The organism is Streptomyces sp. NPDC051738, assembly GCF_044453205.1.
Classification (GTDB): domain Bacteria; phylum Actinomycetota; class Actinomycetes; order Streptomycetales; family Streptomycetaceae; genus Streptomyces.
In genome coordinates this window covers 16,766-38,980 of record NZ_JBITCM010000013.1, presented here as the reverse complement: position 1 = coordinate 38,980, position 22,215 = coordinate 16,766, and the positions used below count along the sequence as shown (strand labels likewise).

15 protein-coding genes are annotated in these 22,215 nt (G+C 70.8%); 6 read left to right on the top strand and 9 right to left on the bottom strand.

The annotated features are described in order from the left end of the window. Window positions 1-96: 96 nt before the first annotated feature. A complete protein-coding gene (locus ACIA8X_RS28275; protein ID WP_393455475.1) occupies window positions 97-1,125 on the top strand; it encodes a glycosyltransferase family 2 protein in 1,029 nt (342 codons plus the stop codon). A gap of 21 nt (window positions 1,126-1,146) precedes the next feature. On the opposite strand, the gene ACIA8X_RS28270 is transcribed toward ACIA8X_RS28275, so the two are convergent. The 4 genes from ACIA8X_RS28270 to ACIA8X_RS28255 form a co-directional block, all read right to left on the bottom strand. After that, window positions 1,147-2,733: an LCP family protein gene (locus tag ACIA8X_RS28270; RefSeq protein WP_393455589.1), complete on the bottom strand. Its 1,587-nt coding sequence runs from the start codon at window positions 2,731-2,733 to the stop codon at window positions 1,147-1,149. Window positions 2,734-3,105: 372 nt separating this feature from the next. Next, on the bottom strand, window positions 3,106-4,911 hold the full coding sequence (locus ACIA8X_RS28265; RefSeq protein WP_393455478.1) for an LCP family protein: 1,806 nt from the start codon (window positions 4,909-4,911) through the stop codon (window positions 3,106-3,108). 223 nt (window positions 4,912-5,134) lie between these two features. After that, the gene (locus ACIA8X_RS28260) at window positions 5,135-6,364 is read right to left on the bottom strand and encodes an LCP family protein (protein WP_393455592.1); all 1,230 of its coding nucleotides are present in this window, start codon (window positions 6,362-6,364) and stop codon (window positions 5,135-5,137) included. A gap of 424 nt (window positions 6,365-6,788) precedes the next feature. Further along, the gene (locus ACIA8X_RS28255) at window positions 6,789-7,544 is read right to left on the bottom strand and encodes a TIGR03089 family protein (RefSeq protein ID WP_393455481.1); all 756 of its coding nucleotides are present in this window, start codon (window positions 7,542-7,544) and stop codon (window positions 6,789-6,791) included. Window positions 7,545-7,685: 141 nt separating this feature from the next. Here ACIA8X_RS28255 and ACIA8X_RS28250 point away from each other — a divergent pair, with 141 nt between their 5' ends. Both ACIA8X_RS28250 and ACIA8X_RS28245 read left to right on the top strand, forming a co-directional pair. Next, a complete protein-coding gene (locus tag ACIA8X_RS28250) occupies window positions 7,686-9,185 on the top strand; it encodes a peptidoglycan recognition protein (protein WP_393455484.1) in 1,500 nt (499 codons plus the stop codon). A gap of 385 nt (window positions 9,186-9,570) precedes the next feature. Next, window positions 9,571-10,653, top strand: coding sequence for a sugar phosphate nucleotidyltransferase (locus ACIA8X_RS28245; protein ID WP_393455487.1), 1,083 nt, complete (start codon window positions 9,571-9,573; stop codon window positions 10,651-10,653). A gap of 284 nt (window positions 10,654-10,937) precedes the next feature. Here ACIA8X_RS28245 and ACIA8X_RS28240 read toward each other — a convergent pair whose 3' ends face one another. From ACIA8X_RS28240 to ACIA8X_RS28225, 4 genes are all read right to left on the bottom strand, one after another. Then, a complete protein-coding gene (locus ACIA8X_RS28240) occupies window positions 10,938-11,939 on the bottom strand; it encodes a DNA-3-methyladenine glycosylase family protein (protein WP_393455490.1) in 1,002 nt (333 codons plus the stop codon). A 136-nt stretch (window positions 11,940-12,075) separates the two neighbouring features. Further along, on the bottom strand, window positions 12,076-13,386 hold the full coding sequence (locus ACIA8X_RS28235) for a coenzyme F420-0:L-glutamate ligase (protein WP_393455493.1): 1,311 nt from the start codon (window positions 13,384-13,386) through the stop codon (window positions 12,076-12,078). Then, complete coding sequence (gene cofD / locus ACIA8X_RS28230; protein WP_393455496.1) at window positions 13,383-14,342, bottom strand: 2-phospho-L-lactate transferase; 960 nt, start codon at window positions 14,340-14,342, stop codon at window positions 13,383-13,385. The genes ACIA8X_RS28235 and cofD overlap by 4 nt, the downstream gene beginning before the upstream one ends. Window positions 14,343-14,465: 123 nt before the next feature. Beyond that, on the bottom strand, window positions 14,466-14,972 hold the full coding sequence (locus ACIA8X_RS28225) for a cysteine dioxygenase (protein ID WP_393455499.1): 507 nt from the start codon (window positions 14,970-14,972) through the stop codon (window positions 14,466-14,468). 652 nt (window positions 14,973-15,624) lie between these two features. On the opposite strand from ACIA8X_RS28225, the gene ACIA8X_RS28220 reads away from it, so the two are divergent. The 3 genes from ACIA8X_RS28220 to ACIA8X_RS28210 all read left to right on the top strand — a co-directional run bounded on the left by ACIA8X_RS28220 (window position 15,625) and on the right by ACIA8X_RS28210 (window position 21,366). Continuing rightward, window positions 15,625-15,888: a WhiB family transcriptional regulator gene (locus ACIA8X_RS28220; protein ID WP_003975777.1), complete on the top strand. Its 264-nt coding sequence runs from the start codon at window positions 15,625-15,627 to the stop codon at window positions 15,886-15,888. Window positions 15,889-16,099: 211 nt separating this feature from the next. Then, the gene (locus ACIA8X_RS28215) at window positions 16,100-19,852 is read left to right on the top strand and encodes a glycosyltransferase (RefSeq protein ID WP_393455502.1); all 3,753 of its coding nucleotides are present in this window, start codon (window positions 16,100-16,102) and stop codon (window positions 19,850-19,852) included. Beyond that, complete coding sequence (locus tag ACIA8X_RS28210; RefSeq protein WP_399459404.1) at window positions 19,849-21,366, top strand: DUF5719 family protein; 1,518 nt, start codon at window positions 19,849-19,851, stop codon at window positions 21,364-21,366. Before ACIA8X_RS28215 ends, ACIA8X_RS28210 begins: the two co-directional genes overlap by 4 nt. A 177-nt stretch (window positions 21,367-21,543) precedes the next feature. On the opposite strand, the gene ACIA8X_RS28205 is transcribed toward ACIA8X_RS28210, so the two are convergent. Then, the gene (locus tag ACIA8X_RS28205; protein ID WP_093904853.1) at window positions 21,544-21,993 is read right to left on the bottom strand and encodes a metallopeptidase family protein; all 450 of its coding nucleotides are present in this window, start codon (window positions 21,991-21,993) and stop codon (window positions 21,544-21,546) included. Window positions 21,994-22,215: the final 222 nt, after the last annotated feature.

Sequence of the window (22,215 nt, the reverse complement as noted above, 5' to 3'; positions counted from 1 at the left end):
TCCGTGAGCACCGTAGGCCCATACGATCTGCTGCCCGGTGCAGCGACCCCGGCGGCGCGCAAGGCTGTCCCCCGTTCGCGGTAACGTGAGCCTCCTATGAACGCCAATCCCCACGTGCAGCTCCCCGCCGTGTCCGTCATCATGCCCGTCCTGAACGAGGAGCGGCATCTGCGCGGAGCCGTCCAAGCGATCCTCGCGCAGGAGTACGCCGGCGAGATGGAGGTCGTGATCGCCCTCGGTCCCTCCACGGACCGCACGGACGAGATCGCCGCCGAGCTCGTGGCCGACGACCCGCGCGTTCACACCGTCCCGAACCCCACCGGCCGTACGCCCGCCGCCCTCAACGCCGCGATCAAGGCCTCCCGCCACCCGATCGTCGTCCGCGTCGACGGCCACGGCATCCTCTCGCCCAACTACATCGCCACCGCCGTACGGCTCTTGGAGGAGACCGGCGCACAGAACGTCGGCGGCATCATGCACGCCGAGGGCGAGAACGACTGGGAGCACGCCGTCGCCGCCGCGATGACCTCGAAGATCGGCGTCGGCAACGCCGCCTTCCACACGGGCGGCGCGGCCCAGCAGGCCGAGACCGTCTACCTCGGCGTCTTCCGGCGCGAGGCGCTGGAGCAACAGGGCGGCTACAACGAGGAGTTCATCCGGGCCCAGGACTGGGAGCTGAACTTCCGGATCAGGGAAGCGGGCGGGCTGATCTGGTTCTCGCCCGAGCTGAAGGTGTCGTACCGCCCGAGGCCGTCGGTGAAGGCCCTGGCCAAGCAGTACAAGGACTACGGCCGCTGGCGCCATGTCGTCGCCCGCTACCACGCCGGCTCCATCAACCTGCGCTACCTCGCCCCGCCGACGGCGGTGTGCGCGATCGCGGCGGGCCTCGTGCTGGGCGCCCTGGTCACCCCGTGGGCCCTGGTGATCCCCGGCGGCTATCTCGCGGCGATCGTCGCGGGCTCGGTCCCGGCCGGCAAGGGCCTGCCGCTGAAGGCACGCCTGCAGATCCCCGTCGCCCTCGCGACCATGCACATGTCCTGGGGCTACGGCTTCCTCACCAGCCCGCGGTCCCTGGCGCGGAAGGTCATCGCCTCCCGCCGCCCGGCGGTGCTCAGCGTCGACTGAGCCCGCCGGGGCGGGGTGCCGTCACCAGGTGAAGTCCGGGTCCACCTTCATGCAGGCCTTCGTGTCGGAGGCGTTCAGCGCCTCGGCCGTGTCCGGCGTCTTGTCGTCCTTCTTCGGGGCCTTGTACGCCGTACCCTCCCGCCAGTCGGCGCCGACGACGAGCGTGACGCCGGAGACGTCCGTGGACTTCTCCACGGCACTGGTCGGGATACCGAGCGCCTTGGCGACCCGCTGGGCGTCGCCCTCCAGGTCGGTGGACGGGTAGCGGACGAGCGTCGTGTCCGCGGTCGGCGTGGTCGATGCGTCCGCCAGAGCCTGGGTGAAGCCCTTGCCGACGAGCAGCCCGGCGACCGTTCTCGCGCGGCCCTGGGCCGGGGCGAGGACCTCGGTACGGGTGCCGTTCTGCACCTGGACGGCGATCTCGCCGTCCGCCGCGGCAGGGTCGGTGGAGGCCTTCTCCGTGGTGGACTTCTTCTTGTCCTTGCCGTCGAGCGCGATGTCCTCACGCACCAGCCGGAACAGCTTGGTCGCGTCGTCGGTCGGCACCACCCGGCCGGTCTGGATCGTGTCGTACTCGTTCGGCATCGTCGTCATGGTGATGCGCGAGGTCGGCACCTGCTTGAGCTCGCCCGCCAGGTCGTAGAGCTTCGCGACCGTGCCCAGGCCCGGGTCGACGGTGAGCGCCTTGGTGGCCGCCTCGGCGAGCGAGCGCAGCTTGCCCGGGTTGCTCAACTTCGCGTTCTTGCGCAGCTCGCGGACCATCGAGTTCATGTACATGTGCTGCGCCTTGGCGCGGGCCAGGTCGCTGCCGTCCTCGAAGCCGTACCGGGTGCGCAGCCACTGAAGCGCCTGCTCGCCCTTGACGTACGTCTCGCCCTTCTCCAACTCCAGCCCGGAGCCGTGGCCCTGGCTGTCCTTGGAACGGATGTTGGCGTTCACGCAGACCGGGACGCCGCCGATCGCGTCCGCCATCGACACCACACCCGAGAAGTCGATCATCATGAAGTGGTCGATGTGGATGTCGGTCAGCTTCTCCCACGTCGCCACCGTGCACCCCGGGCCGCCGCGGCCGAGCGAGCGGTTCGTCATCAGACGCTCGCGGGCTTCGTACACGTCGCCACTGTCCGGGTCCGTGCACTTGGGCATGTCGACCAGCGTGTCGCGCGGCATGCTCACGACCGACATGTTGGTGCGGTCGGCGGAGACGTGCAGCAGCATCTGGACGTCGGCGAGCGGGGTGGCGCCGAACGTCTCCTTGGCGCCGCCGAGCTTCTGGTTCTCCTTGCTGTCCCGGGCGTCCGAGCCGATCAGCAGGATGTTCAGCGGCGTCTGACCGGCCGCGTTCGCCTCGGTCCGGGCGGCGCGGTCCTTGTCGTCGCCGAGGTAGAGGTCGTCCTTCTTCAGATTGCCGTTGAGGTGCTGGTAGTAGAGATATCCGGCACCCGCGGTGCCCAGTATCACCACCGCCAGAACCGTCGCCGACCAGCGCAGCGCACGCCGTCTGCGGCGCCTGCTGTCGGCGCCCCGTCCGCCCCTGCGTCCCCCGCCGCTGTGCCGGCCGCCCTGGTCGGCCGGCGTGTCCTGGTCGGCCTGCGGGGTGAGCGACATGGTGTCGTCCACCGCGGGGGCCTCCCCTCGCACACTGCTCTGCGCCAACTGTCTGCCCTTCCCCACCCTTGGCCCGACACGGCACCGCTGCCCGCCGGACCTCCCTGTCCGGTGCGCAGCGCACCCTGTCAGACCACCCTGTCCGACACCGGTTCGCTACCTGTCAGACCACTGTGGGCCCGAACCGGGTTGGCCACGTGTCGGCAAAATCCACGCACGTCCTGTGTCAGACCAACGAGCCCGCGGCACAGTTGCGTTCCCGGCCGGAGTTTCGCCGCGGGAACTTCCGTACCGACTGCCGACCACCGACTACCGCCAACGGGCCCGTCCTCCGGCTCAACTCGGCCGAGGGGCGGGCCCGTTGGGCCTGTTCTACTTCGCGCACTCGACCTTGTCGGCGGTGGACTTCTCCACGTCGGGCGCCTTGGTCGGAGCGGTGAGGGACGTGCCCGCACCCTTGAAGTCCTTGCCCAGCGTCAGCGTCATCGTGGGCAGGCCCTGGGAGTTGGTCACGCTCTTGCCGGGTTTCATCGCGGACCCGGAGAGCCCCATGATTTCGGCGAGCCGACGTGCCTGGTCCGCCTGGTCCGGGGCGTATTCGAGCGTCGTCTTCGCCAGCGTCGCCGAGGCGTTGCCCGCGTTCTCGGACTTGGTCACGCCCTCCTCGGTCTGCAGGTACGTGAGCATCGACGAAGCGCTGCCGGCGACAGCACCGCCGTTGAGGATCCGCACCCGCACCTCGGAGGCGTCGGACTTGGTGCCCTTCAGCCGGGCGGCCACCGCGGCGGCTTCCTTCTTCTTCTGCTGCTTGACCTCGGTGAAGGAGACGTCGTTCTGGATCGCTTCGAAGACCTGGGGCGCCGTCGTCTCGTTGAGCACGACGGTCGCCTTCACCTTCTCGGCCGGGTTGTCTATCACCGGAATGGTGGTGAAGGTCAGGTTCTTGGTGTTGAGCTTGCCCAGCTCCAGACCCAGGTCCTTCAGCTTGTCGATGGTGTCCAGCTGGGAGTCGACGGTCAGCGCCTTCGTGCCCGCCTCGGCCAGCTTGATCATCTTCGTGGGGCTGGTGAGCGTGTCGTTCGACTTCAGCTTCCGCATCAGCGCGCTGAGGAACTGCTGCTGCAGCCCGATCCGGCTCAGGTCACCGCCGAAGCCGACGGCATGCCGGGTGCGGACGAAGGCCAGCGCCTGCTCGCCCTCGATCACATGCTCGCCCTTGGGGAGGTTGAGCTTGGAGTCCGGGTCGTTGATGTCCTTGGCCAGACACACCTCGACACCGCCGACCGCCGTCGTCAGTGTCTTCACCGCGTTGAAGTCGGCCACCATGAAGTTGTCCGGCTTGATCCCGGTCAGCTCGGTGACCGTGCGCATGGTGCAGCTGGGCGTACGGCCCTCCTGGCCGAGGCTGGTGTTGAAGCGGACGCCGGTCTCGCCCCTGATGACCTCCTGCGAGCCGTCCTCCTGCGTCGTCGGGCAGTCCGGGATGTCGACGATCAGGTCGCGCGGGATGCTGAGCGCGGTCGCGTTCGAACGGTCCTTGGAGACGTGCAGCAGGATCGTGGTGTCGGCGTGCCCGGCGCTGCCCGAGTCGCCGTACTTGTCGTTGCCCGCGCCCGTGCGCTTGTCCGTGCCGATGAGCAGGATGTTGATGGCCTTGTCCTTCTCGAAGCCACCGGTGCTCGCGCCGTCGTCGGAGACGGACTGGATGTTGTCGTTGAGGTGCTCGATGTAGAGATACGCACCGGCAGCGGCGGCGACGACCACGAACGCCATTATTCCGCCGGTCCAGAGCACGGCCTTCTTCGCCTTGCTCTTTTTCTTCACCGGCCGGCGACCACGCCGCCCCGGCAACGGATCCTCGGGCGCGCCCCGGCGCCGACGCTGCGGCGGTACCTCACGGCCCGGCGCCGTCCGCGTGTCGCGCCCCGGCGCCGCGCTCCGGTTGCGTACCGCGCCACCGGCCGGGCCGCCCGCGCCCTGGCCGCCCGCGCCCTGGGCGCTCGTGCCGGTGGCCCGTGCGGCGGCGCCGGCACGGGAAGCGGATCTGCGAGGTCCGGGAACCGACGACTGCGGAGCGGAAGGGCTCAGTCGCAGTTCGTATTCACCGGTGTTCGGATTGAGTACCCACTGGTCTGCGGGGTCGATGTCGTCCGCCCGCCCACGGCCTTGCGCGTCCACGGTTGCCTGAATCCTCCGTCGGGGCCACGCGGCGCCTACCCCTCCAAGGCGCTCGGGTCTCGGTCAAACAGTGCGCAAGCCTAACTACGGCTGGGAGCACCGGATCGCTCACACTATCCGCCCAGTTCAGCGTCAAGCGACGACGGTGACAAATTCCACGTCCCTACAACTGGGCAATCCGCCCCATTTCTTTGAATTGGGGTTCGCGGACTTGGTGAGCGCTTTACCCGCAAGGGTTCTCGGCGGCTGTGTTGCCGCGGAAGGTGGGGGGCGGGGGAGTGGGTTCTGTGGAGTCGTCGTACGGCTTGGCGTCCGACTTCCCACCCCGCCCATGGGAACTCCTGTGCGAGGAATCCCGTGACGGCCCCTGGTGCATTCCGGACGAATCCACGACTTCCACCGGGGTGTCGGTGCGCAGCCGCTCGAAGAGCCGCTCGGCGGCGGGCTCCATGAGTTGGTCGCGATTGGAGTTGTGGATGTACGACTCCCGGGGAACGGTGAGGAATTGCACGCGTTCAGTGGGGATGTCGCGCACGCCGCGGACGAGTTCGTACAAACCTCGCAAGCCGGCCAGGGCGGGGTCGGTGGTGAGGGAGGACGTGGCGGCGTCGAGGACGGGGTAGAGCCGCACCGGGTTCAGCAGGACGTCGTTGCTCTGCACCTTGTGCACGAGCGCGGCGAGGAATCGCTGCTGGCGGTCCATGCGGTCGGTGTCGCTGCCGTCGCCGAGGGTCTTGCGGGCGCGGACGTAGCCGAGGGCCTGTTCGCCGTTGAGGGTCACCTTGCCGGCTGGGAGGCGCAGCTTGGCGGCCTTGTCGTCGATGGGCTTGGTGAGGCAGATCTCCACGCCGTCGAGGGCGTCGATCATCTCCTTGAAGCCGTGGAAGTCGATGACCATGTGGTGGTCGATACGGATGTCGGTGAGCCGCTCGACGGTGCGGATGGTGCAGGCCGAACCGCCCACCTGGAAGGCGTGGTTGAACATCGCGAACATGGGGTCGCTGCGGCTGCCGTCGTCACTTCGGCACCCGGGGACGTCCACCATCAGGTCGCGGGGTATCGAGACGGCGGTGGCGCTGCCGCGGCCGGCGGACAGGTGCAGGAGGATGGTGGTGTCGGAGCGTTCGGTGCCGGAGTCGCGTCCGTAGCGGCGGTTTCCGCTGCCCGCCCTGGAATCGGACCCGATGAGCAGGATGTTCCGCGCGTCGCGCACCAGCGAGGTGGGGCGCTCGTTCTCGTACCGTTCCAGCTCCGCGGCGGCGGCCTCGTCGGTGGTGATGTTGGAGTCGAGCTTGGCGTAGACGGCCCACCCGGCCCCACCGGCGCCCACGAGCACCAGCCCCACCCCCAGCGCCCCTCGCCGCACCCACCGCCACCCCCGCCGCCGCCCTCGCCTACCGCCGGACGGTCCGCCCCCGACAACGCCGGAAAGTCCGGGGCGTGAGCGCGATATGCCGGTCACGTCTGGCTCCACTCCTCAGGGCGTGCTGCGTGTCGCGTGCTGCGTGCTGCGTCTGGTGTGGGCTGTTGTTACGACCATGGCTTGGGTGGGGGGTGAGGGGTGGGTGGTGGTGGGCTGAATGGGTGACGGGGCCGTGCTTTCCCCCACCCACCCGCAGGGGCGTCTTGGTGATGCGAGGGGCGACGTCTCGGCGCAGGCATTTCAGCCCGTCCGACGTTTGAGGACGAGGCCCCTTAAGGGCCGAACCGGGGGTCTGGGGGCGGAGCCCCCAGAAGGGCCCCGGGGTCGAAGGGGCGGAGCCCCTGGAGGATGGGACGGGTAGGGGCGGCGGGGGCGAGGAAAACAAGGGCCAGGGCGGCACGCCCGTCCGCCCCGATGTCACGCAAGCCACTCCGCGAAACGCAGGCGCCCAGCGTCACCGCGCCGTAGCCGTCACCCGCTCACTCTCGATCCGCTTCGCCAGCGCCTCCTCGCCCAGCGACTCCACATGCCGGCACAGCACCACCGACCCGCCGGTCGCCAGCGCCGCGTACAGCCCGGCGTTGAGTCCCTCCCAGGTGTCGTACGGCAAGGCGGACAGGATCCGTGAGCCCGGCCCCGTAAGTCCCAGCCCCGTCGCCTCGTCCCGAGCACGCTCGACGACCTCGGCCCCGCTGAACTCCCGCCCGGCGACGATCAGCGCGGGATCCTCGGGATCGACCGGGGCATACGACGTGAAACGGTCCCCCTGACTCGGCACCTCCACCGCATAGTCGGCGAACCCGGCCGGCGCCTGCGGGAAACGTCCCCCCAACGGCCGTAGCGCCAACGCGACCCGCTCACCCCGGCACGCCCGCGCGGCCTCAAGGGAGTCCGGCCCGCTCACGACCACGTCCGCCGCCGCCGGATCCCCGCCGACGTCCGCGATCGTGCCCACCGACGAACACGCCAGCAGCCACACCGCCGTCTGCCAGTGCGCGGGCAGCAGCAGCGTGACCCGGTCGCCCGGCCCGGCCCCGAGATCGCCCTGGAGAAGATTCGCTGTCTTTGCCACCCAATTGCCGAGGGTGGCCACGGACAATTCGACGCGCTCCCCGGTGGCGTCGTCGTAGAAGGTCACCAGGGGTCGTCCGGGATCCGCGGCGAGCGCGGAACGCAGCAGGTCGGCAGGGGTGCGATCGGTGGCGTTCATCCGCGCAAGGGTACGCGGACCCGCCCCCGCGCACCGCCGGTTGGCGGCACCCCGCCGCCACCGGTTCGGGCGAACCGTTGACAGACGCTCCGTCAATCCTCAGATGGACAGGTTTGTATGCCTATGTCCACCATCGGGAGTATGCGTGGATTCCTTGCTTCCTCGATCGGTGTCACGTGTGCGGCGGCTCTCGCCCTCCCACTCACCCCACCCGCCGTCGCGGCGACCGCGAGACCGGCGCTCGGCACGGAAGTGGCCACGAGCGCGCAGGTGGTGGCCACGGTGGGCGGGTCTGCGGTGCGCCGTACGGACGCCGAACCGTCCGTCCCCGGTAGCACCCAGTCGCTGCCCCTCGTCCCCCTCGACCATGACCGCGTCGCCGACCCGCCCACCGAACAGGGCCTGCCCCGACGGGACGTACGGCACTTCTCCCTCGTCGGCGTCATCTGGGACGACCCGGACGTCGAACTGCACGGCCGCGTCCAGGTCCGCACCCGCGCGGTCGGCACCGGCACCTGGTCCGACTGGCAGGACATCGAGACGCACAACGCCGATCACGGCGCCGACCCCGACACCGCCGAAGGCACCTCGTCCCGGGTGCGCGGCTCCACGGCGCCGTTGTGGGTCGGGGAGTCGGACGGGGTGGAGGTGCGGGTCACGCCGGAGGTGGTCGGGGAGCGGTCCGAGCACACGGTCCCGGGAGCCGGTGACCCGACCCCGACAGCCGGCACCGAAACAGAAGTCGTCTCCGCGCTTCCCGCCGGCCTCCGCCTCGAACTCGTCGACCCCGGCGATCCCGCCCCCGCGCCGGACGACCCCGACGGCGCCATCCGCCCCGGATCCCTCACGACCGAGACCGGCGAGACCGCCGAGGCCCTCGGCTCCGCCTCCGCCGACACCGCCGCCTCCGCCGTCAACGCCGAACTCGCGCCGCTGAACGCCACCGAGATCCCCGAGCTCGGCAAGGCCGAGACCGAGAAGGAACTGTTGGCCCTGCGTGGCAGCGAGTTGACGCAGGAGCAGCGGGCGAAGCCGTACATCGGTCCGAGGCCGCGCATCGTCACCCGGCGCGGCTGGGGTGCGAACGAGAGCTGGCGGGAGAAGAAGTTCGTCTACACGAAGAAGGTGAAGGCGGCCTTCGTGCACCACACCGCGACCGGTGCCAAGTACACGTGCAAGCAGGTTCCCTCGCTCGTTCGCGGTATCTACCGCTACCACGTCAAGAGCATGGGCTGGCGCGACGTCGGCTACAACTTCCTCATCGACAAGTGCGGAAACATCTACGAGGGGCGCGCCGGGGGAGTGGCGAAGTCGGTCCTGGGTGCCCACACGCGCGGTTTCAACAGCAACAGCATGGGGATCGCCGTCCTCGGCAGCTACGGCTCTGCCAAGCCGACCGCTGCCGCGGTGCGGGCCATCGCCCGGCTCACGGCCTGGAAGCTGGGCCTGTTCGGCGTCAATCCGCGCAGCAAGACGTACCTGAAGTCCGGCGGCGGCAACCTCTACAAAAAGGGCAAGAACGTGCGCCTGAACACGATCTCCGGGCATCGGGACGGCTACTCCACGGAGTGCCCCGGCTTGCAGCTCTACCGCAAACTCGGCACGGCCCGCACAGCGGCGGCCCGCTACCAGGGACGCTGAGCGGGGGCGCGGCTCACAGGAAAGCAGGGAGCAACGCAAACAGCGATGCACGGATCAATGCACGGATCAATGCACGGATCGAGGTGGGGATCAATGTAGGGATGAATACAGGAATCCACTGACATGCCGGGCCCTGCGGAAGGCATGCTGGTGGGCGTACGGGGGCAATTGGGGGCCATGTGGGGGGCGTACGGGGGTACGGGGTACGAGGTATGGAGTGCGAAGGTCGCATGCACCGCCGTCGGAGGACGAGAGGTGGACGGCCTGCCGGCCGCACGGCCTGCCGCACTGCCGCCCTGCCGTCGAGGGTGCCGCACACCGGTCTGCATACACTGGCCGGCCGAAAGACAGTTCGGCCGGTCCCGGCAGGAAGCAGAGACGACAGGTGACAGAAGCGATCCTCCTGGTCGGCGGCAAGGGCACTCGGCTGCGTCCGCTCACCGTGCACACGCCGAAACCCATGGTCCCGGCAGCAGGGGTCCCGTTCCTCACGCACCAGTTGGCGAGAGCGAGAGCGGCGGGCGTGGACCACATAGTCCTGGCGACCTCCTACCTGGCCGAGGTCTTCGAGCCGTACTTCGGCGACGGCTCGGCCCTCGGTCTCCACCTGGAGTACGTGACGGAGGAGGAGCCCCTCGGCACGGGCGGCGCCATCCGGAACGTGGCCTCCCGGCTCCACTCCGCGCCCGACGACCCGGTCCTGATCTTCAACGGGGACATCCTGACGGGCCTGGACATCAGGGCCCTGGTCCACACGCACGAGACGACGGGCGCGGACGTCTCGCTCCACCTCACCAAGGTGACCGACCCGAGGGCGTACGGCCTGGTCCCCACGGACGACACGGGCCGGGTGACGGCGTTCCTGGAGAAGCCGCAGACCCCCGAGGAGATCGTCACCGACCAGATCAACGCGGGTGCGTACGTCTTCCGCCGCTCGGTCATCGACACGATCCCGGCGGGCCGCCCGGTGTCGGTGGAACGCGAGACGTTCCCGAACCTCCTGTCGGCCGGAGCCCACCTCCAGGGCATGGTCGACTCGACCTACTGGCTGGACCTCGGCACCCCCGCGGCCTTCGTCCGCGGCTCGGCGGACCTGGTCCTCGGCCGCGCCCCTTCCCCCGCCGTCCCCGGCCGCTGCGGCGACCGCCTGATCCTCCCCACGGCCACGGTGGCCCCCGACGCCAAGCTGACCGGCGGCACGGTGGTGGGCGAGGGCGCCTTCGTGGCCGAGGGCGCCCGAGTCTTCGGCAGCACCATCCTCCCGGGCGCCGTCATCGAACCCGGCGCGATCATCACCGACTCCCTCATCGGCACCCGCGCCCGCGTAGGCGAACGCTCCGTCCTCACCGGCACGGTCATCGGCGACGGCGCGGTGATCGGCGCCGACAACGAGCTGAGGGAGGGCGTACGGGTGTGGTGCGACGCTCGCATCCCGGCGGGGGCGGTGCGGTTCTCGCCGGATTTGTAGCCGGGTTCGGGGGGTTGGGTGCGGGTGTCGTACGGTCCCGATCCCCCACCCACCCGCAGGGGGCGTCGTGGTGAAGCGAGGGGCGATGTCTCGGCGCCGGCCCAGGCACTTTCAGCCCGTCCGGCGTTTGAGGACGAGGCCCTTTCGGGGCCGATACGGGGGTCTGGGGGCGGAGCCCCCAGAAGGGACCAGGGGTCGAAGGGGCGGAGCCCCTGGAGGACGGGACGGGTAGGGGCGGCGGGGGCGAAACCCGTCGGCGGCAACCACAACGCAGCCCACCCCCGTCACAACCGCCCAATATCCCCCCGCGGCATCCGCGGAGCCCGCCGCGCCGGCACCCGCCCACTCAGCAGAATCAACCGAGCCGCCCGATGCCGCTGCCCCGCATAAGGCTCCAGCAACTCCAGCATCACGGAGTCATCCGCGTCCCGATCCCCCGCAAGCGCCCACCCCACAATCCCCGGCAGATGCAGATCCCCCACGGTCACCGCATCCGCCGCCCCATGACTGCGCTGCACAACCTCCGCCGACGTCCACGGCCCGATCCCCGGCACGACCTCCAACCGAGCCTGCGCCTGAGCCGGAGCCATACCCACCGCCTCCTCCAGCCGCGCAGCAACCCGCACGGCCCGCAGAATCGTGGACGCCCGCTTGTTGTCGACCCCGGCCCGATGCCACTCCCAGGACGGAATCAACCTCCAGGTCCCCGCATCCGGCATCACACACATCCGCCCGGGCACGGGCCCCGGCGCCGGCTCCCCGTACTTCCGCACCAGCAACCGCCACGCCCGATACGCCTCATCGGTCGTGACCTTCTGCTCCAGAACCGACGGAATCAACGACTCCATCACCAGCCCGGTCCGCGTCAGCCGCAACCCCGGCCGCCGATGCCGGGCAACCGCCACCACCCGATGCCGCGGCACGAAGGCGGACGGATCATCGGCGCCCCCGAGCAACTCCGGCATCTGCTCCAGCAGCCACTCGGCACCCGGCCCCCACGCCTCCCCCCGCACCTCGGCACCCCGCACGCCGACCCGCAACGTCCCGGGCCCGACCGGCGTACGACAGGCCCGCCACACGGACCCGTCCGGCAGCGCCCGGAACGTCGGATCCCCCGGCCCACGCCGCAGGGGCCCCAGCACCAGCCCGAGATCGAGCGGCCCGTCGGGCACCCAGACACGTACCCGCGCGGGTGCCGAAGCCTGCCGCGGTATCCCCGAGGGCACGGCGACATGCCCACCGCGCACGGTCGTACGCGTGGGTCGCGGAGCGAAACGTCCTGCCACAGGCGAGGTCCTCGAGGTACCGGTGTCCTACGGATGTCGGTTTCGAAGGGGCTTAAATCCCTTACGCCCTCTACATCCCCTACATTCCCTACGTCGCTGTCGGGGTCCTACGAGCGTAGGCGCTGACCGTCCCGTGTCAGCGCACCTCGATGAAGGCCCCCACATCCCGCTCCGCCCGAGCCCTCGGCTCCTCCGCCGGATGCCCGACCGCCACCGCCCCCATCGGATCCCACTCCTCCGGCAGCCCCAGCACCCCCCGCACCACGTCCCGGCAGAACATCGTCGACGACACCCACGCCGACCCCAGCCGCTCCCCGGCCAGCGCGACCAGGAAGTTCTGCACCCCGGCACCGACGGCGACGACGAACATCTCCCGCTCGGCCCCGTCCCGCCGCGCGTCGCCGTAGGTGTGCGAACCGTCCATCACCAGACACGGCACGACGAGATACGGCGCATTCCGCAGCACATCCCCCCGCCGGACCCGCTTGGCGATGGACTCCTCGCTCTTGCCGTCCCGCCGCAGATCCGCGACCCACGCGTCACGCATCGCGTCGAGCAGCCGCGTCCGCGACTCCTCCGACTCCAGCAGCACGAAGCGCCACGGCGTCGTGTGATGCGGCGCCGGCGCCGTGACCGCCGCCTCGACGGCCCGTCGCACGGCCCCGGGGTCCACGGGCTCGTCCGTGAAGGCCCGTACCGTACGCCGCTGGGTCACCGCCTCCCGTACCGCCTCCGACGTCCCCAGCCGGAACATGTCGTCACGCGCCCCGCGCACCAGGGCCCGCGCCCCCTCCCCGTGCCCCTCGGCCACCGTGTGCGCCAGCCCGCGCACGACGGCGACGGGCAGGCCGGCGGCCTTGCCCTTGACCAGGTCACCGGCGGCGGCGAGTTCGTCGCCCGTCGCCACGACGGTCGCGCTGAGCGGATTGCCGTACGAGTCCCTGCCCCCGCGCAGATCATCGAGTACGTGGATGCCGGCGGCGCCGATCGCGACGTCGGTGAGCCCGGCGCGCCAGGGACGCCCGAAGGTGTCGGTGACGACGACGCCGACGTCGACGCCCAGGACGTCGCGCAGGCCGTCCCGGATCGCCCGCGCGGACGCGTCCGGGTCCTCGGGCAGCAACAGCACGGTCCCGGCGGGGGTGTTGGAGGCGTCGACCCCGGCGGCGGCCATCACGAGCCCCTGCCGGTTCTCGACGATCCGCAGCGCCCCGCGCCGCGCCACGACCCGTACGGTCTCCGCGTCGATCGCGGACTCCCGGTCGGCCGCCTCGACGATCCGCCCCTCCGCCTTGGACACGATCTTCGACGTGACGAGCAGCACGTCCCCGTCGACCAGCCCGGGTTCGGCGGTGGCGATCAGTTTCGCGAGGTCGTCGCCCTGCTGGACCTCGGGGATTCCGGAGACGGCCCAGACGCGGTAGCCGTCGGCAGAGACCTCGCTCAAGCCCCTCGCACCTCCTCCGCCAGCGTCAGCGCCTCGCGGGCCATCTGCGCGGTGGCGTCGAGGTCGGTCATCATCAGCGGAACGGCCCGGCAGCGGATCCCGGCCGTCTCGACCCGCTCCACGGAGCCCGCGTCCACGGTGTCGACCAGCCAGCCGTCGAGGAGCCCCGAACCGTAGTGCTCGGCGACCGCCGTGGCCGTCGACTCCACTCCCACCGCCGCGAGCACCTTGTCGGCCATCCCGCGCACGGGCGCGTCCCCGACGATGGGGGACAGGCCCACCACCGGCACCCCGGCGTCGGCGATCGCCTCACGGATACCGGGCACGGCGAGGATCGTGCCGACCGAGACGACCGGGTTGGACGGCGGGAAGAGGATGACGTCCGCCTCGGCGATGGCCTCCAGGACGCCCGGCGCCGGCTTGGCCTGCTCGGCCCCGACCGGCACGATCGCCTCGGCCGGCACCTGGGCCCGCAGCCGTACCCAGTACTCCTGGAAGTGGACGGCCCTGCGTTCGCCGTCCACCTCGACCGCGACATGGGTCTCGACGCGGTCGTCGGTCATGGGGATCAGACGGACGCCCGGCTTCCAGCGGTCGCACAGCGCCTCCGTCACCGCGCTCAGCGGGTATCCGGCGCCGATCATCTGCGTCCGCACGATGTGCGTGGCGAAGTCCCGGTCGCCGAGCCCGAACCACTCCGGGCCGACGCCGTACGCCGCGAGCTCCTCCTTGAGATGGAAGGTCTCGTCGGCCCTGCCCCAGCCCTGCTCCTCGTTGATGCCGCCGCCCAGCGTGTACATCACCGTGTCGAGGTCCGGGCAGACCTTCAGGCCGAAGAGGTGGATGTCGTCTCCGGTGTTGCCGATGACCGTGATGTCCGCGTCCGGCGCGGCCCGCTTCAGACCACGCAGGAACCGGGCACCACCGATGCCGCCTGCCAGAACCACAATGCGCATGGGAGCCAGTCTTGCAGGCGGGTACGACAACGCGTCAGCAGGCAGTCATCGGACGGGACGACGCCGTCAGGGCAGTCACAGGACGATGCAACGCGTCAGGCCGTCACTGGACCGTGCAACCCGTCAGGCGGTCACCGGACGCGGCTCGGCGGCGGCCTCGCAGGCCCGGGTCGTGTGCATCGGCATCTCGGTCAGGCCGGGGTAGTAGACGTGCAGGCTGACCGCCGGCTCCAGCGCGTCGTTCGCCACCTCGTGCATGTAACCCGGCGCGAACACCCGCTGCGCCCCCGCCTCCAGCACGCGCGTGCCGCGCTCCGTGTGCTCGGTCAGCGTGCCGTCCAGGACCGTCAGAACGCCGGAGGACCGGCCGTGGTCGTGCAGTCCGCTGCCCTGTCCGGGGACCCAGGACAGCAGCCAGACCTCGTAGCCGGGGCCCGTGCGCAGGCGGTGGTACCAGCGCGTGGTCGCGTCGTACTGGACGAGGTGCTCCCACTGGGACCGGTCGGCGGCGATGGAGCGGGCCAGGCCGACGAAGTCGGCGACGGTGGCCGGGTGCTCGCGCGGTGCCTGGAGGAGGTGCGGGACTTCGAGGATGTCGCCGGCGATCTGGAGGTCGCTGTCGCTGTTCATGGGGGTGTCGTGGTTCCTCAGTGAAAGAAGGTCAGAGGGAACGAGAGCCGAGTCGCGGGTGACCCGGGCCTACAGCTGGAGCAGGGTGTGGCTCAACAGCTGGGACAGCAACAGCTACAGCGAGCGCGGGCAGCACCGTGGGACCCGGTGGTGCGGGTCGAGGTGAGTGCCGAGTGCGCGAGCATGCCCACAAGGACATCGGTTCATGCCACCAGTGTCAACTCGACGCCCACGAATGTGGCACATGTTTCACCTCATCCGGTCCATCTGGGTGATGAAAGGTTTGTTCTTGGAGCAGCCGGGACACATGGCGCACAACCGGGCGCACGGGCGTCGTTGTGATCCTGTGATCCGACTGTGATCCGGTTCGCTTCTACGCACGCGTGCAACGAGATCGAACTTCTGGGCGTCCTTTTCCGTACAGGCTCTGCGGAGGGCCGGGGGCCCTCCTGGGTCCCGTCTGCTTGTCAAGGTTTATGCCGATTTGAACACTTTCCGCTAGGCCTTGGTTCCGCAGAGTGAATAAGGGGCTCAATAGCAGATCTCGGCTTGACTCGCCCGGAGCAGCACACTTGTAATTTCACTCGTGTCGTTCAGCCGAAATCGGTAACGGCAACATCACGGGGACGCGAAAGACAGACGAGGGGCGCACATGACCGAGCTGGTGCAGCAACTGCTGGTCGACGACGCGGACGAGGAACTCGGCTGGCAGGAGCGCGCGCTGTGCGCCCAGACCGACCCCGAGTCCTTCTTCCCCGAGAAGGGCGGCTCCACCCGCGAGGCCAAGAAGGTCTGCCTGGCCTGTGAGGTCCGCTCCGAGTGCCTCGAGTACGCCCTCGCCAACGACGAGCGGTTCGGAATCTGGGGCGGCCTGTCCGAGCGGGAGCGCCGCCGACTGAAGAAGGCCGCTGTCTGAAGCCGGTGTCTGAAGCGGTCCGCTGTCTGACCGAACGGCTCCACAACCGCACGTACATACGTCACGTACGGCCCGTCGCAGGTGGGTTATCCACAGGCGGCGGGCCACTCTCATGCCCAGCCGATAGTGTGGTCGCTCGTCCGAGACGCACCGCTGTCCCCTCGGGGCACAAGCGTCCACCGCAGTCCATCGAACCGGGGCCCGTACCTCGATGTCCGTGCACAGCCACCCGGCAGCCCATCACGACTCAGCTGCCGCAGCAGCGTTTGACCCGGCCCGCGCGCCCGAGTTTCCGCGTCATGTGGTGACCGCCGTGCTGGTCGCCCACGACGGCGCCCGCTGGCTGCCCGAGGCGCTCGCCGGGCTGTTCGGCCAGGAGCGCCCCGTCCAGTTCGCCGTGGCCGCCGACACCGGCAGCGCGGACCACTCCGCGCAGCTCGTCACCGACGCCCTCGGCGCCGACCGCGTACTGCACCTCGCCCGGCGCACCGGCTTCGGCCAGGCCGTCGAGGAGGCCAACCGCACCGCCCCCGTCCTCACCCCGGACGAGCTGACCTATCTGAAGCGGCCGAGCGGCTGGGACCCCGTCACGCGCACGTGGCGCGACGACGCCTACGACATGCCCGAACTCCCCCACGGGGAGCCGGTGCAGTGGCTGTGGCTCCTGCACGACGACTGCGCCCCCGAACCCGACGCCCTGGCCCAGCTGCTGCGCGTCGTGGAGAACGAGTACGAGCTGGGCCGCGACGACGTCGCCGTAGTGGGCCCCAAGCTGCGCGGCTGGTACGACCGCCGGCAGCTCCTGGAGGTCGGCGTCACCATCGCCAACTCCGGCCGCCGCTGGACCGGCCTCGACCGCCGCGAACAGGACCAGGGCCAGCACGACCACGTCCGGTCCGTGCTGTCCGTGTCCACCGCCGGCATGCTGGTCCGGCGCGACATCTTCGAACAACTCGGCGGCTTCGACCGTCGGCTGCCCCTGATGCGCGACGACGTCGACCTGTGCTGGCGCGCGACCGCCGCCGGCCACCGCGTCCTCATCGCCCCCGAGGCAGTCGTACGACACGCCGAAGCGGCCTCCCGCGAGCGCCGCGCCGTCGACTGCGTGGGCCGCACCGCCGCCTCTCCGCACAAGGTCGACAAGGCGGGAGCCGTCTACACCCTCCTGGTCAACACGCGCACGGCCGTGCTGCCCTGGGTGCTGCTGCGCCTCCTGCTCGGCACGGTCCTTCGGACCCTGGCCTACCTCGTGGGCAAGGTCCCAGGACAGGCCCTCGACGAGATCCGTGGCCTCATGGGCACGCTGCTGCGCCCCGAGCGGATCATCGCCGGGCGGCGCAGGCGTGGGAGCCCCGCCATCGACAAGGGCGAGCTGCGGGCGCTGTTCCCGCCGCCCGGCGCGACCGTGCGGGCCACCGTCGAGCAGGTCGCGAGCAACCTCGTGGGCCGCTCCGACCCGGAGGCGGCCGCCGGTGCGGGCCGGCACGGCAGCGCGGTCGAGTCCGGACCCGGCGGCGACGACGCGGACTTCCTGGAGATAGAGCAGTTCGCCCGCCTGAAGCGCATCGCCCGCAAGCCCGGCCCGGTGCTCTTCCTGGCGCTGCTGTTCTTCTCGCTGCTCGCCTGCCGTGAGCTCCTCGGCGGCGGCGCCCTCGCGGGTGGCGCGTTGCTGCCCGCCCCGGCCGACTCCGGCGAGCTGTGGTCCCGTTACCTGGACGCCTGGCAGCCCGTTGGCGCCGGTGGCACCCCGTCCGCGCCGCCGTACCTCGCGATCGTGGCGATGCTCGCCTCCACCCTGCTGGGCTCGACCGGGCTCGCGGTCACGATCCTCCTCGTCTGCTCGGTGCCGCTGGCCGGGTTCACGGCCTACTTCGCCTCCCGCCCGCTCGTCGAGTCCCGCCTCCTGCGCGCGTGGGCGGCCATCGCCTACGCCTTCCTGCCCGCCGCGACCGGCGCCCTCGCCGGCGGCCGTATCGGCACCGCCGTACTCGCCGTCATGCTGCCGCTCATCGCGCGCGCGGGCATCGCGGCGAGCGGCCTGGCGAACAGCTCCGGTGCGCGTGGCAGTTGGCGCGCGACCTGGGCGTACGCCCTGCTGCTGACGATCACCACGGCCTTCACGCCGATCATCTGGCCGATCGCGCTGGTCCTCGGGCTCGGGCTGCTGGCCGTGCGCCGCACCGACATCACCGCGTACGGCCTGCGCTTCCTGGCCCAGCTCGGCGTGCCCCTGCTGGTTCTCGCGCCCTGGTCGCTGTCGCTGCTCCCGTTCGGCTTCTTCCGCGAGGCCGGTCTGGGGTACGGCTCCTCGTCCGCGTCCGCCCTGGATCTGCTCGGCGCCAGCCCCGGCGGGCCCGGCACCGTCAGCGGACTCATGCTCATCGGCGTGGTGCTGGCCGCGCTGGCCGCCCTGATGCGCTCCGAGCGCCAGTTCGGCATCTGGACGGCCTGGGCGATCGCCCTCGTGGGCCTCGTCTTCGCGGCCCTCTCCAACAGCTTCACCTGGGCCGGCCCCGCGACCCTCGTCTACGGCATCGCCCTCCTGGCCGCCGCGCTGCTCGGCGCCGACGGGGCACGCTCGCGTGTGGCCGAGCAGAGCTTCGGCTGGCGCCAGCCGGTCGCCGCGCTGATCGCCTTCGCCGCGGCCGCGGGCCCGCTGCTCGTCGCCGCCGGCTGGATGATCCGTGGCGCCGACGGACCGCTGGAGCGGCGCGACCCCGTGCAGGTGCCCGCGTTCGTCGCCGAGGACAGCAACAACCGCGACCAGGCCCGCACCCTCGTCCTCGACAGCGAGTCCACGACCCAGGTCGGCTACATGCTCGTCCGCGGCTCCGGCGCCCGCCTCGGCGACGCCGAACTCGCCGCCGCCGACGGGGAGAACGCCAAGCTCGACAAGATCGTCGCCAACCTCGTCGCCGGCTCCGGCGCCGACCAGGCCGACCAGCTGGGCGCGTTCGCGGTGCGTTACGTCCTCGTCCACAAGGGCGCGCCCCGCGACGTCACGCGCGTGCTGGACGCCACGCCGGGACTGCAGCGGCTGAGTGAGCAGAACGGCAGCGCGCTGTGGCGGGTCGACCGGCAGGTGTCGCGTGCGGCCATCGTCCCGGGATCAGATTCCGACTCCGACTCCGGCTCGGGTTCAGCTTCTGGTTCTGATTCTGGCTCCGGGGCGGCGTCCGGCTCGATTGAGACCCAGCCCGTCGCCGCCGGGCCCGTCGAGATCCACACCACGATTCCGAGTGGCGCCGAAGGGCGTGTCCTGCGCCTCGCCGACAGTGCCGGCGACGGCTGGACGGCCACCCTGGACGGCAGGCCCCTCACCGCGACCACGGTCGACGGCTGGGCCCAGGGCTTCGAACTCCCTTCCAGCGGCGGCAGGCTGGACGTCACCTACGACGACCCGATCGGCCACACCGCCTGGTTGTGGACCCAGGGCTTCCTGGCCCTCGTCCTCGTCGTGATGGCCCTTCCGGGGCGTCGCCGTGATGTCGACGACGACCTGCCCGAGGAGGAGGTCGTCCCGGCCGAGGCAGTGGCCGGCGAGGGGCGGCGGGCCCGTCGGCTCCGTGCCCAGGCCGAGGCCGAGGAGGCCGGTCAGGGAGGGGAGTTCCCGTCTCCTCCGAAGGAGGAGACCTCCGCGGCGATTCCGCAGCAGCAGTCCTCCGGAGAGTGGGACACGCCCAGCTACGCGGGCGCCGAGTACGGCGGCTACGGCGGCGAGCAGTACCCGGGTGGCCAGCAGTACCCGGCGGGCGGCGCCTACGACCAGGCGTATCAGGCGGATCCGTATCAGGGCGGCCAGTACGACCCGTACGCGTACGGCGGGCAGAACCAGGCAGGGGCGTACGACACGTCGTACGACGCCTCGTACGACCAGACGTACCAGCAGGGTTACGACGCCACGTACGACCCGGCGCAGCCGCATCCGCACGGCAGTGAGCGTTCCGACGGGAGCCAGCAGTGAACCGCACGACCCTGTCCCTGATCGCCGGTGTCACGGCCCTCGCGGCCATAACCGGGGTCGCGGCGCTCACGACGCCGGACGCGTCCGGGACGAACACCGCCAAGGCGGCCGCCGAACTGCCTGTGGAGCGTTCGAGCCTGGTGTGCCCGGCGCCGAGCACCTCGGACCTCGCGGAGACGACGTACACGTCGTTCACGCCCGTCACGAAGGGGACGGGGAGCGACGGGAAGGCGGAACTGAGGTCGGGGGCACAGGAGTCGGCCGGCGAGGCGGACGCCAAGGGCAAGAAGGCCGATGCCGCGAACAAGACCGACAAGGCCGAGAAGGCCGTCCTGACGGGCAAGGAGCCCGGTACGCCGGTCACCGAGGACGTGTCCGGGTCGGACTCGCCGGCGCTCATCGGGACCGCCGACGGGAAGTTCGCGCCCGGCTGGACCGTGCAGGAGACCACCGAGGTCGTGGCGGGCACGGGGCGTGGGCTGCAGGGCGTCAACTGCACCGCGCCGGACACCGAGTTCTGGTTCCCGGGCGCCAGTACGGCGGTCGACCGCACGGACTACGTCCATCTGACCAACCCCGACGACTCCGCCGCCGTCGTCGACATCGAGCTGTACGGCAAGGACGGTGCCCTGGAGACCGCGGTGGGGGAGGGGATCACGGTTCAGCCGCACTCCGGGGAGCCGATCCTGCTGTCGACGCTCACCAGTGAGAAGCAGGAGAACGTGACTGTGCACGTGAATGTGCGCAGTGGCCGGGTGGGCGCCTCGGTGCAGGCCCTGGACGACAAGCTCGGTGGGGACTGGCTGGCGGCGTCCGCGGATCCCGCGGGGAGCCTGGTTGTGCCCGGCATTCCGAAGGACGCCAAGGCCGTGCGGCTGGTCGCCTTCACGCCGGGGGACGCGGATGCGGATCTGAAGGTGCGGCTCGCCTCGCCGTCCGGGGAGATCACGCCTGCCGGGAACGAGACGTTGCATGTCAAGGCCGGTATGACGAGTGCGGTGGATCTCGGGGACGTCATGCGGGGCGAGGCGGGGTCGCTGGTGCTGACGCCTACGGATCGGGCCGTGCCGGTGGTCGCCGCGGTGCGGGTGGTTCGTGGGGAGGGCGCCAAGCAGGAGACGGCGTTCATCCCGGCGAGCCGACCGGTCGGCACGCGCGCGACGGTGGCGGACAACAAGGCGAAGGGCACGACGCTGTCCCTCACGGCGCCGTTCCGCTCCGCCGAGGTCAAGGTCACGGCGTCCGCGGGGAGCGACGGCGGTACGGCGGTGTCGAAGACGTACACGATCAAGTCCGGGACGACACAGGACGTGGAGGTGCCGGTGCCGAGCGGGTTGAAGGGCACGTACGCGCTGACCGTGGAGACGGTGTCGGGTGGGCCGGTGTACGGCGGGCGGACGCTGGCGGTGACGGCGGAGGGCGTGCCGGGCTTCACGGTGCAGACGCTGCCGGATGATCGGGGGATGGTGGCTGTGCCGGAGGCGGACGAGGATCTGTCGGTGCTGCAGAAGTAGGCCGTGGTTTGGCTGCAGGTAGCACCTGGTACAGCCACTTCTCGGCGTCGGCCCGCGTATCTCAGCCCGTCCGGCGTTTGAGGACGAGGCCCCTTCAGGGCCGATGCGGGGGTCTGGGGGCCGCAGGCCCCCAGCAGTGCCCGTACCCCAGTCGCGGCGCGCAGCCGGGCGGCGGCGTCAGTCCTCGCCGTAGCGTGGATCCACCGTCTCCGGCGTAAGACCCAGCAGCTCGGCCACCTGCTCCACGACCACCTCGTGGACCAGGGCTGCCCGCTCCTCCCGCCCCTTCGTGCGGATCTCCACCGGGCGGCGATAGATGACCACCCGCGCCGGACGGCCCTCGCGCGCGGGGATCGTGCCGCCGAGGGGGACCGCCTCGTCGTTCCAGGTGCGGCCGGGGCCGTCCAGGCGAGGTACTTCGAGGACCAGGAAATCGATGTCGGCGAGCTGGGGCCAGCGGCGTTCGAGGCGTTCCACGGAGTCCTGCACCAGGTCGGCGAAGGCGTCCGCGCGGCTTGCGGCGAGGGGAACCTGGGGTGGTGCGATCGGGCCGCGCATGCCCCGCCCGTGGCGATCACGGCGGCGGGGCCCGGGGCCAACGGCACGGGGCGGTACGGGGGTGTCCATCACTGGTGAAGGGTAGTCCTCGCGACGGGTCCCTGTCCGTGCGGCGTGTGGCCGTGGGAGCGGTTGCCGTCCGTCGGTACGGCATGTCGGCAGATGACCATTCCAGCCAAGGTTGGGCTCGATTCCGTATCTCTCCGAGACCGACGAGATCGAGGTAATTGGTGTGGTTTGTAACGGGTGATGACCGATTTCGGATGCGTTCGGGATCTCGGCTGCAGGCTT